Genomic DNA, 20929 nt, shown 5'->3' with positions numbered 1-20929 from the left:
TCATCGAATCCTAAGCACTCAACATGTACGAACACGACGTAATCGTGGTCGGTGGTGGCGGCGCGGGACTCCGCGCAGCGATCGCCGCCCACGAAGAAGGCGCGGACGTGGCTATCGTCACGAAACTCCATCCGGTGCGCTCGCACACGGGCGCGGCGGAAGGTGGCATCAACGCGGCACTCCGGGAGGGCGACGACTGGGAACTGCACGCGTACGACACAATGAAGGGCTCGGACTACCTCGGGGACGCTCCGGCGGTCGAGACCCTGGCGCAGGACGCGCCCGAGGAGGTCATCCAGATCGAGCACTGGGGGATGCCGTTCTCGCGCGAGGACGACGGGACCGTCTCCCAGCGGCCGTTCGGCGGGTTGTCGTTCCCGCGGACGACGTACGCCGGCGCGGAGACCGGCCATCACCTCCTGCACACGATGTACGAGCAGGTGGTGAAGCGAGGTATCGAGGTGTACGACGAGTGGTACGTGCAGGACGTCGCGGTCACGGACGAGGACGACCCGAACGAGCGCACGTGTCACGGCTGCGTCGCGATGGACATCAAGACCGGCGAGATCGCGGGCTTCAAGGCGAAGAACGGCGTCATCCTCGCGACCGGCGGACCGGGGCAGGCGTTCGACCACACGACGAACGCGGTCGCGAACACCGGTGACGGATACGCGATCGCGTACCGCGCTGGCGTTCCGCTGGAGGACATGGAGTTCGTACAGTTCCACCCGACGACGCTCCCGAGCACGGGCGTCCTCATCTCCGAGGGCGTCCGCGGGGAAGGCGGTATCCTCTTCAACGCTGAAGGGGAGCGCTTCATGTTCGAGCACGGGTACGCGAACAACGAGGGCGAGCTCGCGAGCCGCGACGTCGTCTCCCGCGCCGAGCTGACGGAGGTCAACGAAGGGCGTGGGTTCGAGGACGAGTACGTGATGCTCGACATGCGTCACCTCGGCGAGGAACGCATCATGGACCGCCTGGAGAACATCCTCCACCTCGCGGAGGACTTCGAGGGCGTCGACGGGCTCGTCGAGCCGATGCCGGTCAAGCCCGGCCAGCACTACCAGATGGGTGGCGTGGAGACCGACGAGAACGGTCACACGTGCATCGACGGCCTGTACGCGGCCGGGGAGACGGCGTGCGTGAGCGTGCACGGCGCGAACCGCCTCGGCGGGAACGCGCTCCCGGAACTCATCGTGTTCGGTGCGCGCGCCGGCAAGCACGCTGCGGGCGCCGACATGGGCGAGTCGAAGATCGAGACGGGCGAGCGCGGCGACATCGAGTACGACGACACCCAGATGCCGGTTCAGCCGGGCGAAGCCGGTATCAGCGGTGCGGGTAGCGCGACCGCAGCGGCGGACGGTGGCGCGGTCACGCAGGACCCGACCGCGGTCGTCGAACGCGAGGTCGAAGCCGAACGCGAACGCGTCGAGGAGATGCTCTCGAAGGAAGAGGGCGTGAAGCACTCGCAGATCCGCGAGCGCCTCCAGAAGACGATGACCCAGAACGTGAACGTCTTCCGGGAGGAGGAAGGCGTGAAGCAGGCGCTGCGGGACATCCGCGACATCCGCGAGGCCTACGAGGACGTGTACGTCGAGGACCCGAGTCGCACGTTCAACACGGACCTCCAGCACACCATCGAGACGCGGAACCTCATCGACATCGCGGAGACGATCGCGATGGGCGCGCTCGTCCGCGACGAGTTCCGTGGCGCGCACTGGCGCAAGGAGCACCAGGAGCGCAAGGACGAGGAGTGGCTGAAGCACACGCTCATCGGGTGGCACGACGGCGAACCCCAGGTGTTCTTCCGTCCGGTCATCCTCGAAGGCGAGAACAAGACGTACGAGCCCAAGGAACGCTCGTACTGACCACTCCTCGACTCGGCTCTCGTTGACAGTATCGGCTCCGTGTTCTCACCCCGCGAGCATCGCGTCTCGAAAGTAGCAGCTTACTCGGCGCCGGCGAGCGTTCTGCCCGTCCCTCAGCAGGGCGTGAAATGTGACCCTGCGGGCACGATATGGTCAATATTACATTACGCTCGTCGTGTCTACGTACTCTCAATCGATGGCTACTGAGACGACCCAATCACCACCGGAGGTCGCGGACCCGTTCGGCGGCGATTGGCGACTGGGGCTGGCAAGTGGGCTGGTCGGTGGGCTCGCGTCCGGCGCGGTGGTATCCGTCATCGACCCGGTGGTACTCCGGGAGATGATTCCGGCGCTGTACGGCGTCGGCCCACCAGGCGATGCGGTCCTCGGGTGGGTACTGCACGTCCTGCACGCGAGCGTGCTCGGTATCGCGTTCGCCGCGGTCATCGGACTGACCGACCGGTCCGGCGCGAGTGCTCGCGAGCAGATCGGTGCCGGACTCATGTTCTCGCTCGGCGTCTGGGTCGTCCTGACGGCGCTCGCGATGCCGCTCTGGCTCGCGGTCATCTCGTCGGTCTCGCTCCCGTTCCCGTACGTGTCGAGCGCGATGCTCGCCGGCCACGCCGTGTTCGGCGTCGTCATGGGAACGGTCTATTACGCGTTCGACGCCCCGGACGAAGACACGACGAACTCGGGCGTCTCCGGCGACTAGCGACCTCTCGTCGTCAAAACGGAATCGCGTCCGCGACTGCGCCAACGAGCTCGAAGTGCTCGACGAGCTTGAATCCGGCGTAGATGCCGACGATACCCATGACGCCAGCGAGCGCCGGCGGCGCCGGTATCGGTGCATCGACGAGCGCGAAAACCGCACCAGCAATCAACCCCGTCAGCGTCGCGAAGACTATCTCTGCGATACTCATAACGACCACGTGCTTGCGCGCAAGAGCGGTTAAGACGTTCGTTTCGATTCGTCGACCAACGCTCCTATCAGCCACCACCTCGAACCGCAAGCCGTGGAAGGGTAGCTCAGTGGGAGAGCAGTCCACGAACACAGTTCGTGGAGAGGCTTCGCGTGGTTCGAATCCCGCCCCTTCCGCTTCGCGAGGAACGAACGTGACGAGCGAAGCGGAAAGGGATTCGAACCCTGCCGGTCGCGCGCAGCGAACGAAGTGGGAGAACGCCTGATATCGGTTCGAACTCCGCCTCTTCGGTTCCGCCTGTCGCTGTCTCGACGGTGGTCGTCGTCAGTCGAAGAACACGCAAGCGTTGCCAGTGGCGTGAGACGGTGTCCAGTGGTGTTCGAGCGGGTACCTTTCGCCGAGGGCGTGGGACGCGTGGTCGTCGCCGGCGACTATCCGCCAAAAGTTTCGACGACTGTCGACACGGAGATTTATGGTCGTCGAACTGTTGGATTCGTCCTACCATGACCACTGCCACTCGCGCGCGAACGGACGCGACACCGGTCGTTCCGGAGAGCATCGAATCACCGCAAGCGAAGCTCGTCTACGTCTACCTCGCGCAGGAACGCAACGCGACCGTCGACGACCTCGCGGACGCACTCGGCCTCCGGAAGCTTGGGCTGTTCGACGTCATCGCCACGCTCGAAGCCGACGGGCACGTCGAATGCCACGACGCCGAACGCGTCTCCGTCACCACCTGACGCCGACCGACGCATCGACCGACCGAGCGTACCGACCGACGCATCGACCGACGGCCCAGGGGTCGGCGAGACACTCGAGGACCGCGGACTCGGTCACTCGTCGACGAACCGATCGTAGACGAGGTCACCGAGGAACCCGCCGACGAGCAACGGCAGGACGACGTACCCCATGAGCTGGAGGAGAACCAGCGTGAACCATCGCGACAGCGACTCGTGGGGCGGCCAGAGCATCGCAAGCACCTCGCCGGCGTAGTTCCAGGAGAGCGCGACGAACGCGACGAACACCACGGCCGAGCACAGGAGTCGGACGCGGAGACGGCCGGCGTCGCGGTCGCTCTCGAGCGGCGGGTCGGGCCAATCGCGGTCCTCCTCTGTCACGCTCGACGCTCGGGACCACGACGACAGAAAGCTTGCGCTCCCGGTACCACCCTACAGCTCGATGCGTTCGACGAGCTCGTCGCCGTTGCTCGTCGACTGTATCGCGACGATCCGGATCTCGTGCTCGAGCATCGAATCCTGGAGCTTCGCCTTCAGGAGGTTGTCGACCTGGTAGACGCCCGCTGCGGAGTTCATCTCGATCTCCACGAGCACCGGATGGTCCTCGCCAGCCGAGAGCGAGACGCTCTCGATCGCCTGACTCGAGATGGTGTTGATGCCGCGTCCACCGCGCTCGTACGGCATCCGCGACCGCCCGCTCTCCATGTCGAGCGCGTCCGCGACGCGGACGACGCCCGCCTCCTTCGTGAGCGGGATCTCCTCGGTGTGATGGCAGAGGATGGCGTGCAGGACCTCGCCCTTCACGCGAACGCACTCCGGCTTCGAGTAGAACTCCGGGAGGATGCGGTCGAGTTCGTCCGACGCGAGCGGTATCGAGTAGTACGAGTGGTGGTCGCGGTGCACGACGTGCCCGATGTCGTGGAGGGTCGCGGCGAGCGCGACGATGACCGCTTCGTCTTCCTCGTCGAGTCCCTGCTGTCTCGCACCGTTGAACTCGACGTCAGCGCGCTTCAGGAGGTCGTACAGGCAGAGCGCGCGATGCCGGACGATACTGATGTGCTTCGCGCCGTGGTCGTTGTACCCCTTGCGGTCGACCGCGTTCACGTTCTGCGCTTCGAGGTACGTCTGTATCTCCGGGTCGTTCTCGACGAACTCCAGGACTGCGTTCAGTTTCTCGTCCGGGAACGCGTGCTCGCCCTTCGGCGAGTACACGCGACCGTTCCCGGTATCACTCTCGATTTCGCTCATACCGCGTCGTGGCGCTGCGGAAGGAAGAATCCTCCGTCGACCCGCTGCCAGTGACGGGTTGTCGTCCGCGAGACGTGAACGCGGCCGCGTCAGTCGGCGGCGTGGGCGGCAGTCGCGACCTCGTCGTAATCGGGTTCCACGCCTGGGTCGTCGCTCACCCACGCGTACGATATCGTTCGGTCGCTATCGACGACGAAGACGGCGCGCTTCGCGAGCCCGTGCAGGCCGATGTGGTCGAAGCTCGTGCGGACGTCGTACGCGTCGATTATCTCCTTCTCGTGGTCGCTGACGAGCCCGAACGAGAGGTCGTTCTGGGAACGGAACTCGTTCAGTGAGAACGGCGAGTCGGTGCTGACGCCGTACACGGTCGCGTCGACGTCCTCGAACGCACTCAACCGATCGCGGAACGAGCACATCTCGGTCGTGCAGACGCTCGTGAACGCGCCCGGGAAGAACGCGAGGACGACCGGGCCGTCCTCGACCGCGTCCGAGAGCGTGATCGATTCGACGTCGCCGGTCGCGACCGGTGCGATGAAGTCGGGTGCAGTGTCGCCTACGTCGGCCATCACCCCGACACTTGTGGAAGGACTGGCATACCGGTTGCGTTCGCGGAGCCGCTGGCGTGCGTTCACGGGGGGTTTCGATTCCTCGGTCCAGGGGCGAGTTCGTGTCGATACCTGAACCGGACTGGTTCGTTCGCGTCGGTCCAACGAGCAAAAAGCCTATATTTGGCGTCGGGTAAGCGTGAGGTAGAGATGGCACTCGAAACGATTCCGACATTCATTGGGGGGCTCGGTGCGCCAGAGATGGTCATCGTCTTCCTCATCGCGGTCCTGCTCTTCGGAGCGAACAAGATTCCCAAGCTCGCGCGTTCGACCGGCGAAGCGATGGGCGAGTTCCAGAAGGGCCGCGAGGAAGTGGAGGACGAACTCCAGGACATGCGAGAAGGTCCCTCCAGTAACGACGAGAGCGCGTTCGACGACACGACCACCACGACCGACACGTCCACGGACGCTTCCACAGACACGTCGACGGAAACCAACTGATTCTCCACCGCGCCCCTCGCGGGCGTGTGGCCTAGCGGATAGGGCGGGAGGTTCCTAACCCCCCGATCGCGGGTTCGAATCCCGCCACGCCCGTGGCGAGACGAACTGACGTGAGGAGCGCCACGGGCAACCGGGGGTTCGGAGCCTGTGAGTCACAGCAGCCGAACGAAGTGACTGCCCGTCTCACTTCGGTTCGAATCCCGTCACGGCCGCTTCATTCGCTGTGCTCGCTCAGCGAGCGTTCCCGAGTCCCACTCGCTCCCGTCGGTCGCTCGCGGCACTCCCGTCACGCCCGGCCTCGCGACGGACGTAGGGCAGGAGCGAGACGGAACGTGAGATTCGAAGTCCATGACTCGCAGCCGCCAGCGCCGTCCTCGAAGGGGGACCTGTCGCGTTCGGGTGCTGTCCCGAGATTCTCACGCGCTGGCTTCGTCGTACACGTAGCACCGTTCGTCGTCGAGAATCGCGTAGCGGCCCTGCGTGGCGTCGTACAGCACTCGGTTGTTGCTGTCCGCGGCGACGTCCACGAGGTCCATCAGCGAATGGAGTTCGACCGTCTTCGACTCGGGGTAGTCGAGTTCCGCCGGGAGGTCGGCGTGCGAGATCCACTCCTCGTATCGGGCGCGGACCATGCGGGTTCGTTCCTCGTGGCTGAGCGAGAGTTGGTCGAGCCGTCGAAGCCACGCGAGGAGCCCGGCACCGCCGAACCCTACGACGAGCAGGACTGGAGTGGAGAGCTTCCAGAGCATCGGGTACTCTTGCGTGCGCTGGACGCGTCGCGTCTGCGTGAACGACTCGCGGTCGCGTCCGGGGTCGTCGACCACGAAGGCGTCTCCTTCTGGGGTCAGCGTGAGGCTACTCGTGAACGTCCGGTCGACGGTGCGACCGTTCACGGTCCCGGTGACGCGCGTGGTCGCCTGAACGACGACCTCCGGATCGCCGATGCTGTCACCGAACGTCTCGTCGATGCGCTCTATGGTCCGCCGGCTCTCGTTCAGGTTGAAGCGGTAGTCCGTCCGGAGGGTGTCTCCTGGTCGAAGGTCGGTGGCGTCGTTACTCCCGAGGAGCGTCGAGGACTGCCAGTACGTCTCGTCGCCGTCCGTCGACTGGGTGAGCAGGCGGACCGTCGTCCTCGCGTCCACGGACGCGTTGTCGCTCGCCGTGTAGTCGAACCGATGTTCGCCGCCGAGCGAGGGCGCGATCAGTGGGAAGTACGCGGTCCGGTCCCGGAGTGTGGTTCCGACGGCGTAGACGGGATTGCGCCTGGTGACCTCGGCGCTGTGCGTGAAGGTCGCGGTCTTCGACCACGTCGACACCGTCTGTTCCTCCGACACCGTCGCCGGGGAGAGGAACGCGGTGTAGCCCATCCAGAGACCGACGACGCCGACGACGAGGAGGACGGCGAGGACGAGAGCGTAGTTCTCGGCGACGAGTCGCCTGTACTGGAGCGGCTGCGTCGATGTCTCGCCGCCGGTGGACTCAGTCATGGATCGGATCGAAGGGGCGACAGGTGCGGGCGGTGTTCGTGGGGCGTTGCTGGGCCGACGCTGTCGCACCACGGCGGACGCACTGCGTCCTGGGGGACCTCCGTCCGCTCGCGTTCCGCGATTGCGTTCTCGACCATCCGCTGTAGATACCAGCCCGTTGAACGGTTCGTTATATGAAGCTGTTGCAACGTTGTTGCGTCGCGGTGTGCGCGGGAGAGCGTTCGACGCCTCGTTCCGGAGCGGATTTTCGGTGGGTCGGCTCGGAAATGGTTCATTGCTGTCCGTCCGACTGCCGAAAACGGCCATTACGGTGCATGCAGAGTTTAATATTCAGGCACAATGTGGTTATATCCTATGGAAATCCGTCCTCGAATACCACGTAACCATTAATTATATTTACTATAGGACGTGGCTACCTGATTGTAGATTGATGAACGGTTTGAGCTATCGTCCCACGACCGAGTACGATTCGAACGGCCACACACGCATCACGCGGACGACCAGACGAACCGACGACGCCGGGAGTGAGTGAGGGATGAACGGGGGACTACTCACTGGGGTGAACGGGAGCGAGCTCGACGAGGAGACGGTCTTTGCGGTGCTCAGTAACCAGCGACGCCGGTTCGTACTGCACGCGCTCCAGGACCGGCCCGCCGGGAGCGAGGTGCCGCTGGGGTCGCTTGCGGAGCGGGTCGCAGCCTGGGAGAACGGCATCGACGAGTCCGAGGTCGGCTCGAAGGACCGCAAGTCCGTCTACACCTCGCTCCAGCAACTCCACCTGCCGAAGATGGACGACGCGGGCATCCTCGGGTTCGACGAGCGCGGGGGCACGGTGACGGTGACCGACGAGACCGAGGACCTCACCATCTACCTCGAGGTCGTCAACGGCTCGGAGGTGCCCTGGCACGGGTACTACCTGGGGCTGGGCGCGATCGGCGCCTCGCTCGTCGTCGCGCTCGCGACGGGTGCCGGACCGTTCGACGCCCTCCCGGACCTCGCGTGGGTCTCCTTCCTCGTCGCCACCCTCCTCGTGTTCGCCGCAGCACACACCTACACCGCCCGGGGGCGACGACTGGGCACGTACGAACGACCGCCGGAGGTAGAATGATCGACCACGGTCGAGCCGTCCTCGCACTGTTCGTCATCGCGGCCCTCATCGTCGGCACCGCCGGCTACGACAGCATCCAGAGCGAACGCTCGGCCGACGTGAACGTCGCGAACGACGCCGACGCCTACCTCGCACTCGAGGAGACCGGAACGCCGATCGAGAACGGGTCGACCGGACCGGTGCTCGTCGTGACGAACCAGTTCGGGACGAACGTAGACATCTCGGTCACGGTAGAATCGACGAGCGAGAACGTGACCAGCGGAAGCCTCACAGCTGAAGACCTCGGTCCAGGAAAGAGCGTAGAATTACAGGCAACCTGCGAGAGCAACGAGTCCGGGGAGTTGATAGCCGAGATCGAGGCACAGGGGGATGGCATTCAGTTCCGAACGACGACGACACTCGTCGTCGAGTGTGTGAGTTCGAGCAATTAGGATCCCGAACCGACGCCGTGCGATACGAAGATTCATCGGACGGCCTGGGTGAGATTCTACTTCTTTGGCGCCCGAAAGCAATATGACTAGAGTAGACTGAGGGCTACAGTTCAACCGGCGAAGACGGATGGAAGGAGGAAACGTCCCGAGTCTCAGGGGCCTTAGACCGTCTTAGCTCGTGGGGTTCGCCACCTCTATCCCGACCGACCGGAACGTGACGTTGCTCGGGGCAGTGTAGTCCTTGTTCGTGTTCTTGTTCACGATCCCGATGTCAACGGTCTGGATCACGGTGTTCGGACCGGTGAACGACAGTTCGTCTGGATCGGCGACATCGGTATCACTGGGACCACCCGACGTGCTATCGACTCCAATCCCGACGCTGTCGTAATCGGTACCAGTGATCGTGTTAATCGAGAACCCGTCGAAGTTGACAGCGGTCGGAATCCCGCTCTCTTGGCTGGCTGGGGTCAGCACGACACCATACCCCCAACTCCCAGTTACGTTCCGAATCGTCGTATCGACGACGTCGATGTTGTTGAGGTCCGCTTGAAGCTTGATGCCGTTGCCGCCTGCGCCGCCAGACGTGACCCCGTCGATGTCGACGTTCCTGATAGTGAGCCCGTCGATCGGGTCGCCCGCGTCGTAGTGCTTCACGTGGATTCCCTCAGTCGACTTACTCGTTCCCTCGACGTTCGTGATGCTGACGTCTTCGATGGTGATGACCCCAGAGCTGTCGGTGAATCCGTTGGGGTCACCGACGAAGATACCCTCCACCTCACCGGACGAGACACCGACACCGGTCGAGTCGATGTTGAGCCCGCGGACGACGACGTCGTCCGCTTCGACGTTCATTCCGCTCTCGGCTCCGCTCGCGTCGAGCGTGGGCGTGACCCCATTCTCGGACTCGATAGTCAGCCCTGGTGCGTCGAGTACCACGGGCGCTGAATCGTACGTGCCGTCTTTCACACGGACGTAGCCACCGTTGCCGGCTTCGTCGACCCCGGTCTGGATTTCAGCGTAGACGTTCGATGCGCTGCCGTTGGCATCGACGGTCACTCCGTCACTCCCCGCGACGCTCACGGTATTGACATCGTTGCCTTCGAGGAGGGTCCGGAAGAACGCATCCGTCCCGGAGACACCATTAAGACTGTTAGGCATCTCCGACGCGCTCGTGGCGACCAGGATCTCTCGGGAGCTCCCTCCCTGATTATTGACCGCGTTCGCAGCGAGTTCGAGGGTCTTCTTCGAGAGTCCCTCGCCATAGACGAAGATGCCCTCGGTGACGTTGCCGGACCCACCGGGATTTGCGTTGATAGTGTTCCCCGTCACGGTCACGGTGTCGCTCGCGGCATCCTTCTGGTGATTGACACCGATTGCGCCTCCGGAGACGTCGTTGTTCGTTATCGTGACGTCGTCGACCTTCTCCGTGTTGATTGCTGGCTGACCGGTGAGGTCTCCAACGTTCGTGACGACCAGCCCGTCGACAGTCAGGCCACTGTAATCGCCTGCCGCTTCGACACCGTTCGTGGCGCCTCCAGAGCTCGCAAGGTCTCGATAGTTCAGTTCGAAGTTCCGGAGCGTGACGTCGTCGGCGTCGATGTCGATGGCACCACCATCCCCCGTGAACGTGGTCGCATCGATGCTGGGAGTGCCGTTGAACCCGGTGATAGTCACCGACTGGTCGACGACGACCTGCGAACTCTCGGTGATGCTGGCACTCCCTTTGATGCCGATGACCGACCCCGCGGAGACGTCCGAACTGTCGAGGGCCGCGGAGAGCGTCGCGAACGTGTTCGGCTGGCTGCCGCTGCCGTCGACGACATACTGTGGCGCGGGCGTGCTCTGGCCGGGCGCCGACGCGTTCGCGTCCGCGACCACCGTGACGGCGTCGAGGAGACCGCCACTGACGTCGTTGTTGAGGGTGTCGACGGTGAGGCCGACGACGACCTGCTCGCCGACGTCGAGCTCGACCGAGTTGTCGGCGCCTTCGAGGGACTGGCCGTTCGACCCGTTCGTGCTGGTGTCCGTCGAGCGCGTCACGCGGAACGTCACCGCGTCGCTGTCGTCCTCGAAGTAGACGCTCGTCGACTGCGTCCCCTGGTTGACGACCTTGAACAGGTCCTCGATCTGCGTGATCGCGTCCTGGTTCACGCCGCTGCCGGCGGCGCCCCCGGAACCGTCGAGGGTGATGGAGAGCGTGTCGTCGTCCTCCGTGGTGACGTAGTCGTTCCCGTTGGTGCTGTCGAGCGCCTGGAATGCGAGGTAGGCGCTGGAGTCCCCCGCGACCTGGACGTCGACGTTCCGTTCCGCCTCGATGCTCGTGAACGCCTCGGTCCCGAAGGCCGCCGCTCCCCCTGTCCCGAGCGCGCCGATACTGATCAGTAGTTTCCGTCGCTCCATGCGGTCGGTTCAACTGGCCATAGAGTGATTGTATTCAGTCTCTTGAACGAACACCATCGTCCCTTACAGCGCCCGGTCGGGCTTCAAAACCTGTTTGAAGTGGCCGGATGCGACGATTACGGCCGCCAGCGTCCGCCCGCATCCGCCTGCAATCGCGTCGAACCGGACCGAGGGCTCTCGGGGCGCCCGCCCCGGGGCAACGCGACCGTTCACTGGGACTTGCGACCGCAGCGGACGGCTCCGGTCGTCCGGACGGCGCCTTCACGCGGGTTTTGAACCGGTTCAAGACGACTAATACAATGGTATTCTAGACGCATGCACCGACAATGCGAGTGTACGTGTCTTCCGTGACGTTCGGCTGGGGGCCGGGTGACCCAGTTGGAAGGACCGTCCGGCGCGTCGCCTGTCGAGCGACGCCGGAGTCGTCGTCCACCGGGACTTCTGATACATGAGACGCTCTACGCTGGTTCTCTTGATCGTCGTCGTCGCGTCACTGTCGGTCGTGGCGTCGTTCCACGGCGGGACGCAGGCCGGCGCCGTCGGCAACGGTATCGTCCTCGAGGCGGCCGACGCTCCGAACGAGGAGTTCGTGACGGCGAACTCCGACACCGGGAACGTCAGCATCGACCTGGACGCGTTGAACTCCGATCTGGATGGAACGGGGGTGAACCAGGACGCCGTCACGATGTTCGAGGACGTCCTGGTGCTCACGAACACGAACGACCGCGAGGCGTACGTGTGGGTGACCGACTACTCCGGTCAGGTGACGTTCTACGCGTTCGAGGACGGGTCGAAAGCGCCAATCGAGGGCGAGGAGAACAAGGTGCAACTCGGCCCCGGCGAGGAGCTGCTCGTCGGGTTCAGCGTCGACACGACGTCGGGACAGGTCGACCCCGACGGGCAGCTGACCGTCCACGCGCTCGTCGCTGAACCACCGAGCGGCGGTGGTCCGGGGACGACGACCACGACGGCGCCGGGTACCACCCAGACGTCCACCACGCCGACGTCGACGACCGCTACCACGACCGAGCAGACGACCACGACGACCGAACAGACGACCACGACCGAGGGCGACGGTGGTGGCGGTGGTGGTGGCGGCGGCGGCGGCGGCGGTGGTGGCGGTGGTGAGGAGCCGAAGGTCCGCCTCACCGACGTCGACGTCCAGGGCTCGTCGTTCGAGGTCGGGGATACGTTGACCGTGAACGCGACCTACTACAACGAGTACCGGTCGTCGAAGACGGTGACCGTGGACCTCTACGTCTCCGGCGAGCGGGTCGACAAGGAGATAATCACGGTACCCGGTCTGTCGAACCGGACGGTGACGGTGTCGCACGTCCTCGAGCAGCCCGGGACGTACAGGGTCGCCGTCGACGGGCGGTCTGCCGGGTTCATCTCCGTCAGCGGGGGCGACGATGGCGAGGGTACGACGACCGACCGCGGGAGCACGCAGGCCGGACCGACGACCACGACCCAGCCCACGACGACGACCACCGACCCAGAACCGACGCAGGGGTCGGCGACGCCTTCGACGCTGGAGCCGACGTCCTCGTCGGCCGCCAGTACGGACGCGACGACGACGGACCGGACTCCCGGCGAGGACGACGGCATGGATCCGGCAACGATTGCGCTCGTCGCGGTGCTGGTACTGGCCGGGGTGGGACTCCTCGTGGTGCGGTTCATCGAGTTCGACCCGAACTACTGACGTGAGTCATCCTTTTGAGCATGGCTCGGAGAGTGCACGCTAGATGACGTCCGTTCGTTCGAGGGCGGTCACCGGGGTCGTCGTCATCGTGGTCGTGCTCCTGGTAGCGAGTACCGTCGGGCAGCCGCTGCTCCTGAGCTACGTTCGGACGGGGAGCATGGCGCCGACGCTCGAAACCGGGGACGGGTTCGTCGCCGTCCCGACGACGGTCGCCGGGGCGCCCGAGGAGGGCGACGTCATAATCTACCGCGCCCAGGAGCTGAACGGAGGCGGACTGACGACTCACCGCGTCGTCGACGTGACCGAGCGCGGATACGTCACGCAGGGCGACGCGAACCCGTTCACCGACCAGTCCGCGGGCGAACCCCCGGTCCGTCGGTCGCAGGTCGTCGCGGTCGCGCTCGAGGTCGGGGGCGGGCCGCTCGTCGTTCCGGCGCTCGGGACGGTGGTGACTGGCGTCCGAGATGGGACCGCCGCCCTGCTCGAGCGGGTCGGACTCTCGGTTCCCGGTGGCTCCGGTGGGCTGTGGGTCGGCGCCGCCGCGACCGGACTGGTGCTGCTGGCGTTCGGCGGGAGCGCAGCCGGTCGCGAGCGGGTACGCGCGAGAGGTCGTAACGAGGAGGGCGACAGGACGCCGACGCTCTCTGTCCGCAGCATCGCCTTGCTCGCCGCCGTCGCCGTCGTCGTCGCTGCCACCGCGAGCATGCTCCTACCCCTTGGACCCGTACAGTACGACGTCGTGAGTGCGGAGAGCGACCTCGCTGGGGCGGGCGTGATTCCGGCGGGGGAGTCCGAGCGAACGACCTACCGGGTCCCCGGTGGACGACTGTTCCCCATCAGGTACTACGCCGACCCGGCGAGCGACGGTATCGCGGTCGAGAACGCGTCCGGCGTCGTCCCTCCCGGGTCGAGCGCGAACGTCTCGGTGACGTTGACGGCGCCACCGGAACTGGGGAACTACCGTCGGTCGCTCGACGTTCACCGGTATCCGGTCGTCCTCCCGACCGGCGTCCTCGATTCGCTGTACCGATTCCACCCGCTCGCGCCGGTGGTCGTCGTCGACCTGCTGGTCGCTATCCCGTTCCTCCTGTTCGCATCGCTCGTTCCCCCGAAGCGGACGCCGACCGGGTCGCCTGGTGCGACCAGCGGGGGCCGGGGTCGGGAGTCCGGCCGCAGGTGACTGCCGGGCCGGTTGTCGCCCTGGGGCTGCCTGTGGTGCGAGTGGTGGGCAGTGTCCTCCGGAGTAGCTGGCTCCGTGGTGGTGTCCGTGGCTGGCTCTGTGATGGTGTCCGTGGCTGGCTCTGTGATGGTGTCCGTGGCTGGCTCTGTGATGGTGTCCGTGGCTGGCTCTGTGATGGTGTCAGTGGTCGTGGAGTAGGTATTGGTTGCGTGTACGTCGCGGGTTCGTAACTGCGTCTTACCGGGGATGCAGTGGCCGTGCACCCCGAGTGTGGAATTTAGTGACATGGCCGTAGATATAAATGGAAGTTCATACAGGTATTATAAGGGAGAAATAAAGTCGATGCGTAACGCTGGCGTTTCCATCGAAATCGACAGCAAGCGTTGACTTGCATGCCGAAATAGACAACGAAGTGACTGGACGGGGAGGGAAGTATCATCGCTGATAATCGGTGGAAGGTTTTTTGCTCGCACGCGTAAAGGGGTAGGCAATGGCTATCAACGACGCCGACCAGACAGGGCAAGACGGGCTCGATGGGGGCGATTCTGGGGCGTCGGACGAGGCGGCGTCCGATGGCCCGACCGACGGTTCCTCGGTTCGGGTTGGCGAGTATACCTGGCGAGAGTTCATGCAGGAGCACGGGTACGGCGACGACGTATCCGCACTCTACCGGAACGTCGAAGAGAACACGAACGAGGATTCGAGCAGGATGGGCCTGGGAACCCAGGAGGGGACTGTCCAGACGGTTCCCGAAGGCGACGACTGGGACCGCGTCGACTTCGATCCCGAACCGTACATCGGCGTGCATCCCGACGACCTCGCCGCGCACATCACCGAGGACGTCGCCCCGGGCGCGAAGTGGCTCTGGAACGAGTTCAAGGACCACGTCGACCCCGAGGCGACGCCCGTCGTCAAGGACACGTGGACGTGGGAGCACTTCAAGTGGCAGTACTACTACGAGGGCGACGGCGACGTCCCGACCGACGGCGACGGCGAGAAGGTCCAGTTCGACGAGACCGACTACCTGAGCTTCGAGGACGAAGAGGTCGAAGGCGTCCTCAGTCAGGGCGACGACTTCGCACAGGAGCTCGCGGACGTCGTCGAGGAACGCACCGTGAACGTGCAAGACGAGATCGAGGAGGACGAGTTCTTCTCGGACCCCGGTGGGAACACGACGGTCGTCAATCGCTACGACCTGGAGAAGGCCGTTCCGATGGAGAAGAAGACGCACTTCCGCGAAGAGGAACGGTACTGGGTGAACAAACCCTACGCGTTCGTCATCATCTTCCTCTCCGAGAAGGAGAACGAGCGCAAGTACTACGTCATCCAGCCGTACATGAACGAGCTCGAGGACGACCTCGAGGAGTTCATGACGGGGAAGCTCCGGACCGCGATCAAGTACAGCGACGAGGACGTCGCGGTCGAAGGCGACGAGGACGCTCGCCGGGGCGTCATCGACCGTGAGACGAAACGACTCCTGAAGCGCTACGACCTGTTCAAGGGAACGCCCGCGTCGTCGGACTCGGCGGGCGCGGCTTCGGGCACGAAGTCGATAACGGAGAGCATCCGACGGTTCTTCGGGACGGCGGACGCGGACGGCGAGGGCGCGCCCGATACGGGCGCCGACGAGGACGCGGAAGGGTTCGGGCGGGAGCTCGACGGTATCAAGGCCCGACCGGAGCCCGTGCTGCTCGAAGAGGACCCGGAGACGCTCAACGAGTACCAGGTCGAGAAGCTGCTGTACTTCCTGAAGCGGGACTTCATCGGGTACGAGCGCATCGACCCGATCAAGCACGACATCAACGTGGAGGACATCTCCTGTGACGGCCACAACTCGCCGATCTTCGTCTACCACGGCGAGTACGAGCAGATCATCTCGAACATCTATCACGGCGAACGCGAGCTCGACGACTTCGTCGTGAAGCTCGCCCAGCGCTCCGGGAAAGGCATCTCGAAGCGTCGGCCGCAGGTCGACGCGACCCTCCCGGACGGGTCGCGTGCGCAGTTGACCCTCGGGAAGGAGGTGAGCGACCACGGGACGAACTACACCATCCGTCAGTTCAAGGACGTCCCGTTCACGCCAGTGGACCTCATCAACTGGAACACGTTCTCGCTCGACGAGATGGCGTTCCTCTGGCTGTGTATCGAGAACCACAAGAGCCTCATCTTCGCGGGCGGCACGGCGTCCGGGAAGACGACGAGCCTGAACGCGATCTCGCTCTTCATCCCGTCGAACACCAAGATCGTGTCCATCGAGGACACGCGCGAGGTCGAGCTCCCCCAGCGGAACTGGGTGGCCAGCGTCACGCGGCCGTCGTTCAGCGAGGACTCGCAGGGTGACGTCGACGAGTTCGACCTGCTGCGTGCGGCACTGCGTCAACGCCCGGACTACATCGTGATGGGTGAGATCCGTGGCGAGGAAGGCCGGGTCCTGTTCCAGGTCATGTCGACGGGGCACACGACGTACACGACGTTCCACGCGGACTCCGTCGGCGAGGTCCTGAAGCGGTTCACGACCGACCCGATCAACGTCTCGAAGACGATGTTCACGGCACTGGACCTCGTCTCGATCCAGACGCAGACGCGGGTGAACGGCCGGAAGGTCCGTCGGAACCGGAACATCACGGAGATCAATCACTACGACGCGGAGAACGACGAGATCAACGTGCAGGACGTCTACCAGTGGCAGGCGGAGACGGACGAGTTCCTGAAGATGGGGGACTCGAACACCGTCGAGGAGATCAAGTTCGACCGCGGGTGGGGCCAGGAGAAGCTCGACGAGGAGCTGTTCAAGCGTCGCGTCATCCTCGCGTACATCATCAAGACCGGGTTGAACGAGTACGCGCAGGTCGCGGCGATCGTCCAGGCGTTCATCAACGACCCGGAGACCATCCTGACGCTCATCGCGAACGGGCAACTCGAGGAGAGCCTCACGGACCTCCGGGAGATGGAGTCTGTCCTCATCGACGTCGACCCGGAGGACGAGGAGCTCGTTCCGCGGCCGGACCCGGACGACGAGACGTACAATCTCGCGCAGGACATCCTCGAGCGCGCGGAGGAGTCGATGTTCGAGGAGTACCGCGGGAAGATACCGAGTGGGCTGGCGAGCGCGCTCAGTGGCGTGAGCACCGAGGAGGACGTGGACGCGTCGGAGGCGGTGGAGTCCGGCGGCGACGACTTCGACTTCGGGAGTTCGCTGGACGACGTCGGTGGCGGCGACGGGTTCACGCTCGGTGGGGACGACGAGGACGAGGACTTCTCGTTCGGTGACAGCGGGGAGACGGACGGGCCGTCGTGGTTGAGCGACGACGGTGGCGGGTTCTCGTTCGGCGAGGGCGAGGAGGACGCGAATCCGTTCAGTGAGGATTCCGGCGGGTCGACCGACGCGCAGGACGCGAGTTCCGCGCAGGCGTCGGCACCGGCTGACGCACCGGAGTTGGAAGCCGGGAGCGGGGCGCAAGAGGACGAGGGCGACGATTCGTCGGTCGGAGATGCGGACGATGGAAGCGTCGGGCAGGCGGCTGCGTCGGCGGCAGACGACGAGTCGGCGTTCGACGCTGGCTCGGACGAGGAATCGCTCCTCGAGGAGGACGGGGCCGCGTTCGACGCTGACGCGTCCGACGAGCAGGGAGCGATGTTCGGCGAGGACGACGCGGCACTGGAGGACGACGCTGGCGACATCGACGCGGAGTTCCCGGCGTTGACCGACGAGGAGACCGAGTCGTCGGCCGACGACGAACCGTCGCGCGAGCCAGCGAAGGCCGGCGATTCGACGGCGTCGACGGAGCCATCGTCCAGCGATTCCGTCGACGACGAGGATGCTGCAGCGGCCGGGAGCGGCGACGAGGGCGCGATATTCGGTGACGACGACCACTCGACCGGCGACGATGCGTCGAACGCGGACGGCGACGTCGAGGACGACGTCGACGAGGAGGCGTTCTTCGGCGACGACGACGAGCCGTTCTTCGACGAGGACGACGACTCCATCTTCGGGGAGAGCGACGGTGCGATCTTCGACGACGGTGCGGACGCAGTGGACGACGGCGCAGACGCGGGGGACGACGACAGCGTCTTCGGTGACGAGGACGGCGCCGACGGCGGGCCGCCGGACGACGACTCGGTGTTCGGTGGTGGCGACGGCGGTGGCGTGTTCGACGAGGGAGACGGCGAGGACGACGAGGACGACGGCTCCGTGTTCTCGAGCGGCGGTGACGAGGAATGAGCCTGCAAACGACCGATCAGGACGGCGGGTTCGACGCTGGCTCGGACAGTCTCGGCGACATGTTCTACCCGCTGTACACGCGGTTGTTCGCGGACGATTCGAACTTCGTCGCGGACGTGGAGACGAAGCTCGCGCAGTCACGGATGACGGACACCGTCGAGATGTACCTGTCGCGCGCGCTCGGCATCGGCGTGCTCGCGGGCGGCATCCTCTGGCTGATGGGGATGCTCCTCGGGTACCTCGTGTTCACGTTCCTCATCAAGAACACGGAGAGCTTGACGGGGATCGGCATCACGAATCCGGCGCTCATCGACTTCATCAACCTCATCAAGGTCCCGGCCCTCATCCTCGCGACCGGGTTGTTCCTCGGGACGATCGGGTTCGCGCTGGGGTTCGGTGCGCTCGTCGCGGTCCCGTACTCGCGAGCGTCCAGCCGGAAACGCGAGATAAACATGCTCCTGACAGACGCGGTGTCGTTCATGTACGCACTCTCCGTCGGTGGCCTGAACCAACTCGAGATATTGGAGGCGATGGCGGCCGCGGAGGACACGTACGGCGAGGTCGCGAAGGAGTTCCAGAGCATCGTCCAGGAGACGGAGTACTTCGACACCGACTATCGGACCGCGATCCGGAATCAGGCGATGGAGACGCCGAGTGACGAACTCGCGCAGTTCCTGACGGACATGCTCTCCATCGTGAACTCCGGCGGTGACATGGAGGGGTTCCTCTACGACAAGAAGGAGAAACACATGCGGACGGCGAAACAGCAACAGGAGCTCACGCTGGAGACCCTGGAGCTGTTCGGCGAGATGTACATGACGCTCTCGCTGTTCCCGCTCCTGCTCATCATCATCCTCGTCATCATGCAGATGCTCGGCGAAGCGCAGGTGACGATGCTGTACGGGACCGTCTACGGCCTCATTCCCTTGACGGGACTGGGGTTCCTCGTGCTGGTGTCGACGGTGAAGGAGGACGAACCGGGTGACGGCTACCTGTTACCGAGTGACGCTGACGACCGGTTGCTGCAACAGCAGGACGCCGGCCTCCTGAACCTCGGGCTCGTCGAACAGTACGCTGACCGCGGGTCGATGTTCAAGCGCATCAAGAACAAGGAAGGGACCCACGAGACCATCCGCGTCCTGAAAGCACCGCACCTGTTCTTCCGCGAGAACCCGGCGTACACGGCTGCGATAACGGTGCCGCTCGCACTCGTCGTCGTCATACTGGCGGCGCTCACCGGGTCGGTACCGACGAGCTGGGAGGGCATGCAGAACGCGCCCGTCTGGGGGACGTTCATGTACGTCTACATGCCGGCGTACCTGATCTTCCTACCGTTCGCGGTGTTCCGCGAATGGAACGTCCGGTCGCGGAAGGCCATCGTCTCGAACATCTCCGACAACCTCCGGAAGCTGTCCTCGGCGAACGACACCGGCCTGACGCTCCTGGAGTCGCTGAAGACGGTGTCGGAGACGACGAGCGGGAAGATGGCGACCGAGTTCGACACGATGCACGCGAAGGTGAACTACGGGATGAGCCTGAAGGACGCGCTGGTCGAGTTCAACAACAAGTACCACATGCCGCGGATGGCGCGGACGGTGAAGCTCATCTCGAAGGCGCAGGAAGCGTCCAGTCAGATCACGGACGTGCTGTCGACGGCGGCGCAAGCGTCCGAGAACCAGGACGACATCGAGCGCGAACGGAAGTCCCGCACCAGGATGCAGGTCGTCATCATCATCATGACGTACCTGACGTTACTGGCGGTGATGGCGATATTGAAGACGCAGTTCCTGGATACGCTCCAGGGTGTCACCGCGAACTCCTCGAGTGGCGGTGGTGGCGCGTCGGCTGGCGGTGCGGCGTCGGGACTGGGGAGCAGCATCAACGTCTCGCTGCTGTCGATGCTGTTCTTCCACGCGGTCACGATGCAAGCCATCCTGTCGGGCGTCATCGCGGGCTACATCCGTGACGCGGACATCACGAGTGGCCTGAAGTTCGTGCTGGTACTGCTCACGATCGCGCTCGTGGTCTGGGCTGCGGTGGGCGCAGGATAATGACAGGGCGAGACCTCACGGGACTGCGGGGACGCGACCGCGGGCAGACGACGCAGGACTTCGCGGTCGGTATCAGCGTGTTCTTGTTGACGGTGACGTTCACGTTCGCGTTCGTCCCCTCGACCGTAACGCCGTTCGGCTCGCCGGTGACGGACGCGATTCCCGCGAAGTCCGACCGCGTCGCGGCGACCGTCGTGGACACGTACGCCGAGGATGGAAGCGCACGGACCCTCGATCTCGACAAGATGGTCGGCGAAGTGATTGGTTCGTCAGATTCGGGGGTCACGGTGTCCGGGACCGACATCCGGGACAAGTTCGGATTGCGTGCAACCGCACAAGTCAACGTCACGATACAGAAGCGTACTGGTGACGTCGTCGAGACGACCTACGACGGAGGGACGTATCGATTGACCGGCGGCGACGATTACCCGTCGAACCAGGCTGCGGCGTCGACGACGCGCGTTATCCGCCTCGAAGGCGTCGATGGCTGTCAGACTGGGTGTCTGCTCGTCGTGAGGGTGTGGTAATC

The 20929-nt window shown here is 64.7% G+C and carries 17 protein-coding genes and 2 tRNA genes; 13 read left to right on the top strand and 6 right to left on the bottom strand.

What is annotated here, in order from left to right; translation table 11 throughout:
• The first annotated feature begins 23 nt into the window (after positions 1-23).
• Together LI336_RS00660 and LI336_RS00655 are read left to right on the top strand one after the other, a co-directional pair.
• Complete coding sequence (locus LI336_RS00660; RefSeq protein WP_227130690.1) at positions 24-1868, top strand: FAD-binding protein; 1845 nt, start codon at positions 24-26, stop codon at positions 1866-1868.
• A 196-nt stretch (positions 1869-2064) separates the two neighbouring features.
• A complete protein-coding gene (locus LI336_RS00655; protein WP_227130689.1) occupies positions 2065-2580 on the top strand; it encodes a histidine kinase in 516 nt (171 codons plus the stop codon).
• Positions 2581-2593: 13 nt separating this feature from the next.
• Here the strand turns inward: LI336_RS00655 and LI336_RS00650 are convergent, their stop codons facing one another.
• On the bottom strand, positions 2594-2788 hold the full coding sequence (locus LI336_RS00650) for a XapX domain-containing protein (RefSeq protein ID WP_227131423.1): 195 nt from the start codon (positions 2786-2788) through the stop codon (positions 2594-2596).
• A gap of 95 nt (positions 2789-2883) precedes the next feature.
• On the opposite strand from LI336_RS00650, the gene LI336_RS00645 reads away from it, so the two are divergent.
• Together LI336_RS00645 and LI336_RS00640 are read left to right on the top strand one after the other, a co-directional pair.
• A tRNA-Val gene (locus tag LI336_RS00645) sits at positions 2884-2964 on the top strand.
• A gap of 327 nt (positions 2965-3291) precedes the next feature.
• On the top strand, positions 3292-3528 hold the full coding sequence (locus LI336_RS00640; protein ID WP_227130688.1) for a TrmB family transcriptional regulator: 237 nt from the start codon (positions 3292-3294) through the stop codon (positions 3526-3528).
• A 93-nt stretch (positions 3529-3621) separates the two neighbouring features.
• On the opposite strand, the gene LI336_RS00635 is transcribed toward LI336_RS00640, so the two are convergent.
• The 3 genes from LI336_RS00635 to LI336_RS00625 form a co-directional block, all read right to left on the bottom strand.
• Entirely contained in the window at positions 3622-3906 is a 285-nt protein-coding gene (locus tag LI336_RS00635) for a hypothetical protein (RefSeq protein ID WP_227130687.1), read from the bottom strand.
• A 51-nt stretch (positions 3907-3957) separates the two neighbouring features.
• Positions 3958-4773: an HD domain-containing protein gene (locus LI336_RS00630; protein ID WP_227130686.1), complete on the bottom strand. Its 816-nt coding sequence runs from the start codon at positions 4771-4773 to the stop codon at positions 3958-3960.
• 89 nt (positions 4774-4862) lie between these two features.
• Positions 4863-5339 carry a redoxin domain-containing protein gene (locus LI336_RS00625; protein WP_227130685.1) on the bottom strand — a complete coding sequence of 159 codons (477 nt, stop codon included), beginning with the start codon at positions 5337-5339 and terminating at the stop codon, positions 4863-4865.
• Between the two features lie 189 nt (positions 5340-5528).
• Here LI336_RS00625 and LI336_RS00620 point away from each other — a divergent pair, with 189 nt between their 5' ends.
• Entirely contained in the window at positions 5529-5819 is a 291-nt protein-coding gene (locus LI336_RS00620; protein ID WP_227130684.1) for a twin-arginine translocase TatA/TatE family subunit, read from the top strand.
• 20 nt (positions 5820-5839) lie between these two features.
• Positions 5840-5912: transfer RNA gene (locus tag LI336_RS00615), tRNA-Arg, on the top strand.
• A 323-nt stretch (positions 5913-6235) separates the two neighbouring features.
• On the opposite strand, the gene LI336_RS00610 is transcribed toward LI336_RS00615, so the two are convergent.
• The gene (locus LI336_RS00610; RefSeq protein WP_227130683.1) at positions 6236-7306 is read right to left on the bottom strand and encodes a DUF5305 domain-containing protein; all 1071 of its coding nucleotides are present in this window, start codon (positions 7304-7306) and stop codon (positions 6236-6238) included.
• A 535-nt stretch (positions 7307-7841) separates the two neighbouring features.
• On the opposite strand from LI336_RS00610, the gene LI336_RS00605 reads away from it, so the two are divergent.
• Both LI336_RS00605 and LI336_RS00600 read left to right on the top strand, forming a co-directional pair.
• Positions 7842-8414: a DUF7344 domain-containing protein gene (locus LI336_RS00605; RefSeq protein ID WP_227130682.1), complete on the top strand. Its 573-nt coding sequence runs from the start codon at positions 7842-7844 to the stop codon at positions 8412-8414.
• Positions 8411-8845: a hypothetical protein gene (locus LI336_RS00600; protein ID WP_227130681.1), complete on the top strand. Its 435-nt coding sequence runs from the start codon at positions 8411-8413 to the stop codon at positions 8843-8845. Before LI336_RS00605 ends, LI336_RS00600 begins: the two co-directional genes overlap by 4 nt.
• A gap of 171 nt (positions 8846-9016) precedes the next feature.
• Here LI336_RS00600 and LI336_RS00595 read toward each other — a convergent pair whose 3' ends face one another.
• A complete protein-coding gene (locus tag LI336_RS00595) occupies positions 9017-11245 on the bottom strand; it encodes a hypothetical protein (protein WP_227130680.1) in 2229 nt (742 codons plus the stop codon).
• A 448-nt stretch (positions 11246-11693) separates the two neighbouring features.
• Between LI336_RS00595 and LI336_RS00590 the strand changes: the two genes are divergently transcribed.
• The 5 genes from LI336_RS00590 (at position 11694) to LI336_RS00570 (ending at position 20927) form a co-directional block, all read left to right on the top strand.
• Positions 11694-12947: a DUF1102 domain-containing protein gene (locus LI336_RS00590; protein WP_227130679.1), complete on the top strand. Its 1254-nt coding sequence runs from the start codon at positions 11694-11696 to the stop codon at positions 12945-12947.
• A gap of 43 nt (positions 12948-12990) precedes the next feature.
• Positions 12991-14127, top strand: a complete 1137-nt coding sequence (locus tag LI336_RS00585) for a signal peptidase I (RefSeq protein WP_227130678.1) — start codon at positions 12991-12993, stop codon at positions 14125-14127.
• Positions 14128-14617: 490 nt separating this feature from the next.
• Positions 14618-18349 (top strand): ATPase, T2SS/T4P/T4SS family, encoded by a 3732-nt coding sequence (locus tag LI336_RS20305; RefSeq protein ID WP_368408331.1) that lies wholly within the window; start codon positions 14618-14620, stop codon positions 18347-18349.
• Positions 18346-20400 (top strand): type II secretion system F family protein, encoded by a 2055-nt coding sequence (locus LI336_RS00575; RefSeq protein WP_227130677.1) that lies wholly within the window; start codon positions 18346-18348, stop codon positions 20398-20400. Before LI336_RS20305 ends, LI336_RS00575 begins: the two co-directional genes overlap by 4 nt.
• Positions 20400-20927 carry a DUF7287 family protein gene (locus LI336_RS00570; RefSeq protein ID WP_227130676.1) on the top strand — a complete coding sequence of 176 codons (528 nt, stop codon included), beginning with the start codon at positions 20400-20402 and terminating at the stop codon, positions 20925-20927. The genes LI336_RS00575 and LI336_RS00570 overlap by 1 nt, the downstream gene beginning before the upstream one ends.
• Positions 20928-20929 lie beyond the last annotated feature (2 nt).

Origin of the sequence: Halorubellus salinus, from assembly GCF_020567525.1 — an archaeon.
In the GTDB taxonomy this organism is placed as follows: domain Archaea; phylum Halobacteriota; class Halobacteria; order Halobacteriales; family Natrialbaceae; genus Halorubellus; species Halorubellus salinus.
Note: the sequence above shows the minus strand (reverse complement) of the source record. Positions and strands in the feature narration are given on the sequence as shown.

Excerpts from the sequence above, each read along its gene's own strand:
- LI336_RS00660 (WP_227130690.1), top strand. The coding sequence starts at position 24 with ATGTACGAACACGACGTAATCGTGGTCGGTGGTGGCGGCGCGGGACTC.
- LI336_RS00655 (WP_227130689.1), top strand. The coding sequence starts at position 2,065 with ATGGCTACTGAGACGACCCAATCACCACCGGAGGTCGCGGACCCGTTC.
- LI336_RS00650 (WP_227131423.1), bottom strand. The coding sequence starts at position 2,788 with ATGAGTATCGCAGAGATAGTCTTCGCGACGCTGACGGGGTTGATTGCT.
- LI336_RS00640 (WP_227130688.1), top strand. The coding sequence starts at position 3,292 with ATGACCACTGCCACTCGCGCGCGAACGGACGCGACACCGGTCGTTCCG.
- LI336_RS00630 (WP_227130686.1), bottom strand. The coding sequence starts at position 4,773 with ATGAGCGAAATCGAGAGTGATACCGGGAACGGTCGCGTGTACTCGCCG.
- LI336_RS00625 (WP_227130685.1), bottom strand. The coding sequence starts at position 5,339 with ATGGCCGACGTAGGCGACACTGCACCCGACTTCATCGCACCGGTCGCG.
- LI336_RS00620 (WP_227130684.1), top strand. The coding sequence starts at position 5,529 with ATGGCACTCGAAACGATTCCGACATTCATTGGGGGGCTCGGTGCGCCA.
- LI336_RS00610 (WP_227130683.1), bottom strand. The coding sequence starts at position 7,306 with ATGACTGAGTCCACCGGCGGCGAGACATCGACGCAGCCGCTCCAGTAC.
- LI336_RS00605 (WP_227130682.1), top strand. The coding sequence starts at position 7,842 with ATGAACGGGGGACTACTCACTGGGGTGAACGGGAGCGAGCTCGACGAG.
- LI336_RS00600 (WP_227130681.1), top strand. The coding sequence starts at position 8,411 with ATGATCGACCACGGTCGAGCCGTCCTCGCACTGTTCGTCATCGCGGCC.
- LI336_RS00595 (WP_227130680.1), bottom strand. The coding sequence starts at position 11,245 with ATGGAGCGACGGAAACTACTGATCAGTATCGGCGCGCTCGGGACAGGG.
- LI336_RS00590 (WP_227130679.1), top strand. The coding sequence starts at position 11,694 with ATGAGACGCTCTACGCTGGTTCTCTTGATCGTCGTCGTCGCGTCACTG.
- LI336_RS00585 (WP_227130678.1), top strand. The coding sequence starts at position 12,991 with ATGACGTCCGTTCGTTCGAGGGCGGTCACCGGGGTCGTCGTCATCGTG.
- LI336_RS20305 (WP_368408331.1), top strand. The coding sequence starts at position 14,618 with ATGGCTATCAACGACGCCGACCAGACAGGGCAAGACGGGCTCGATGGG.
- LI336_RS00575 (WP_227130677.1), top strand. The coding sequence starts at position 18,346 with ATGAGCCTGCAAACGACCGATCAGGACGGCGGGTTCGACGCTGGCTCG.
- LI336_RS00570 (WP_227130676.1), top strand. The coding sequence starts at position 20,400 with ATGACAGGGCGAGACCTCACGGGACTGCGGGGACGCGACCGCGGGCAG.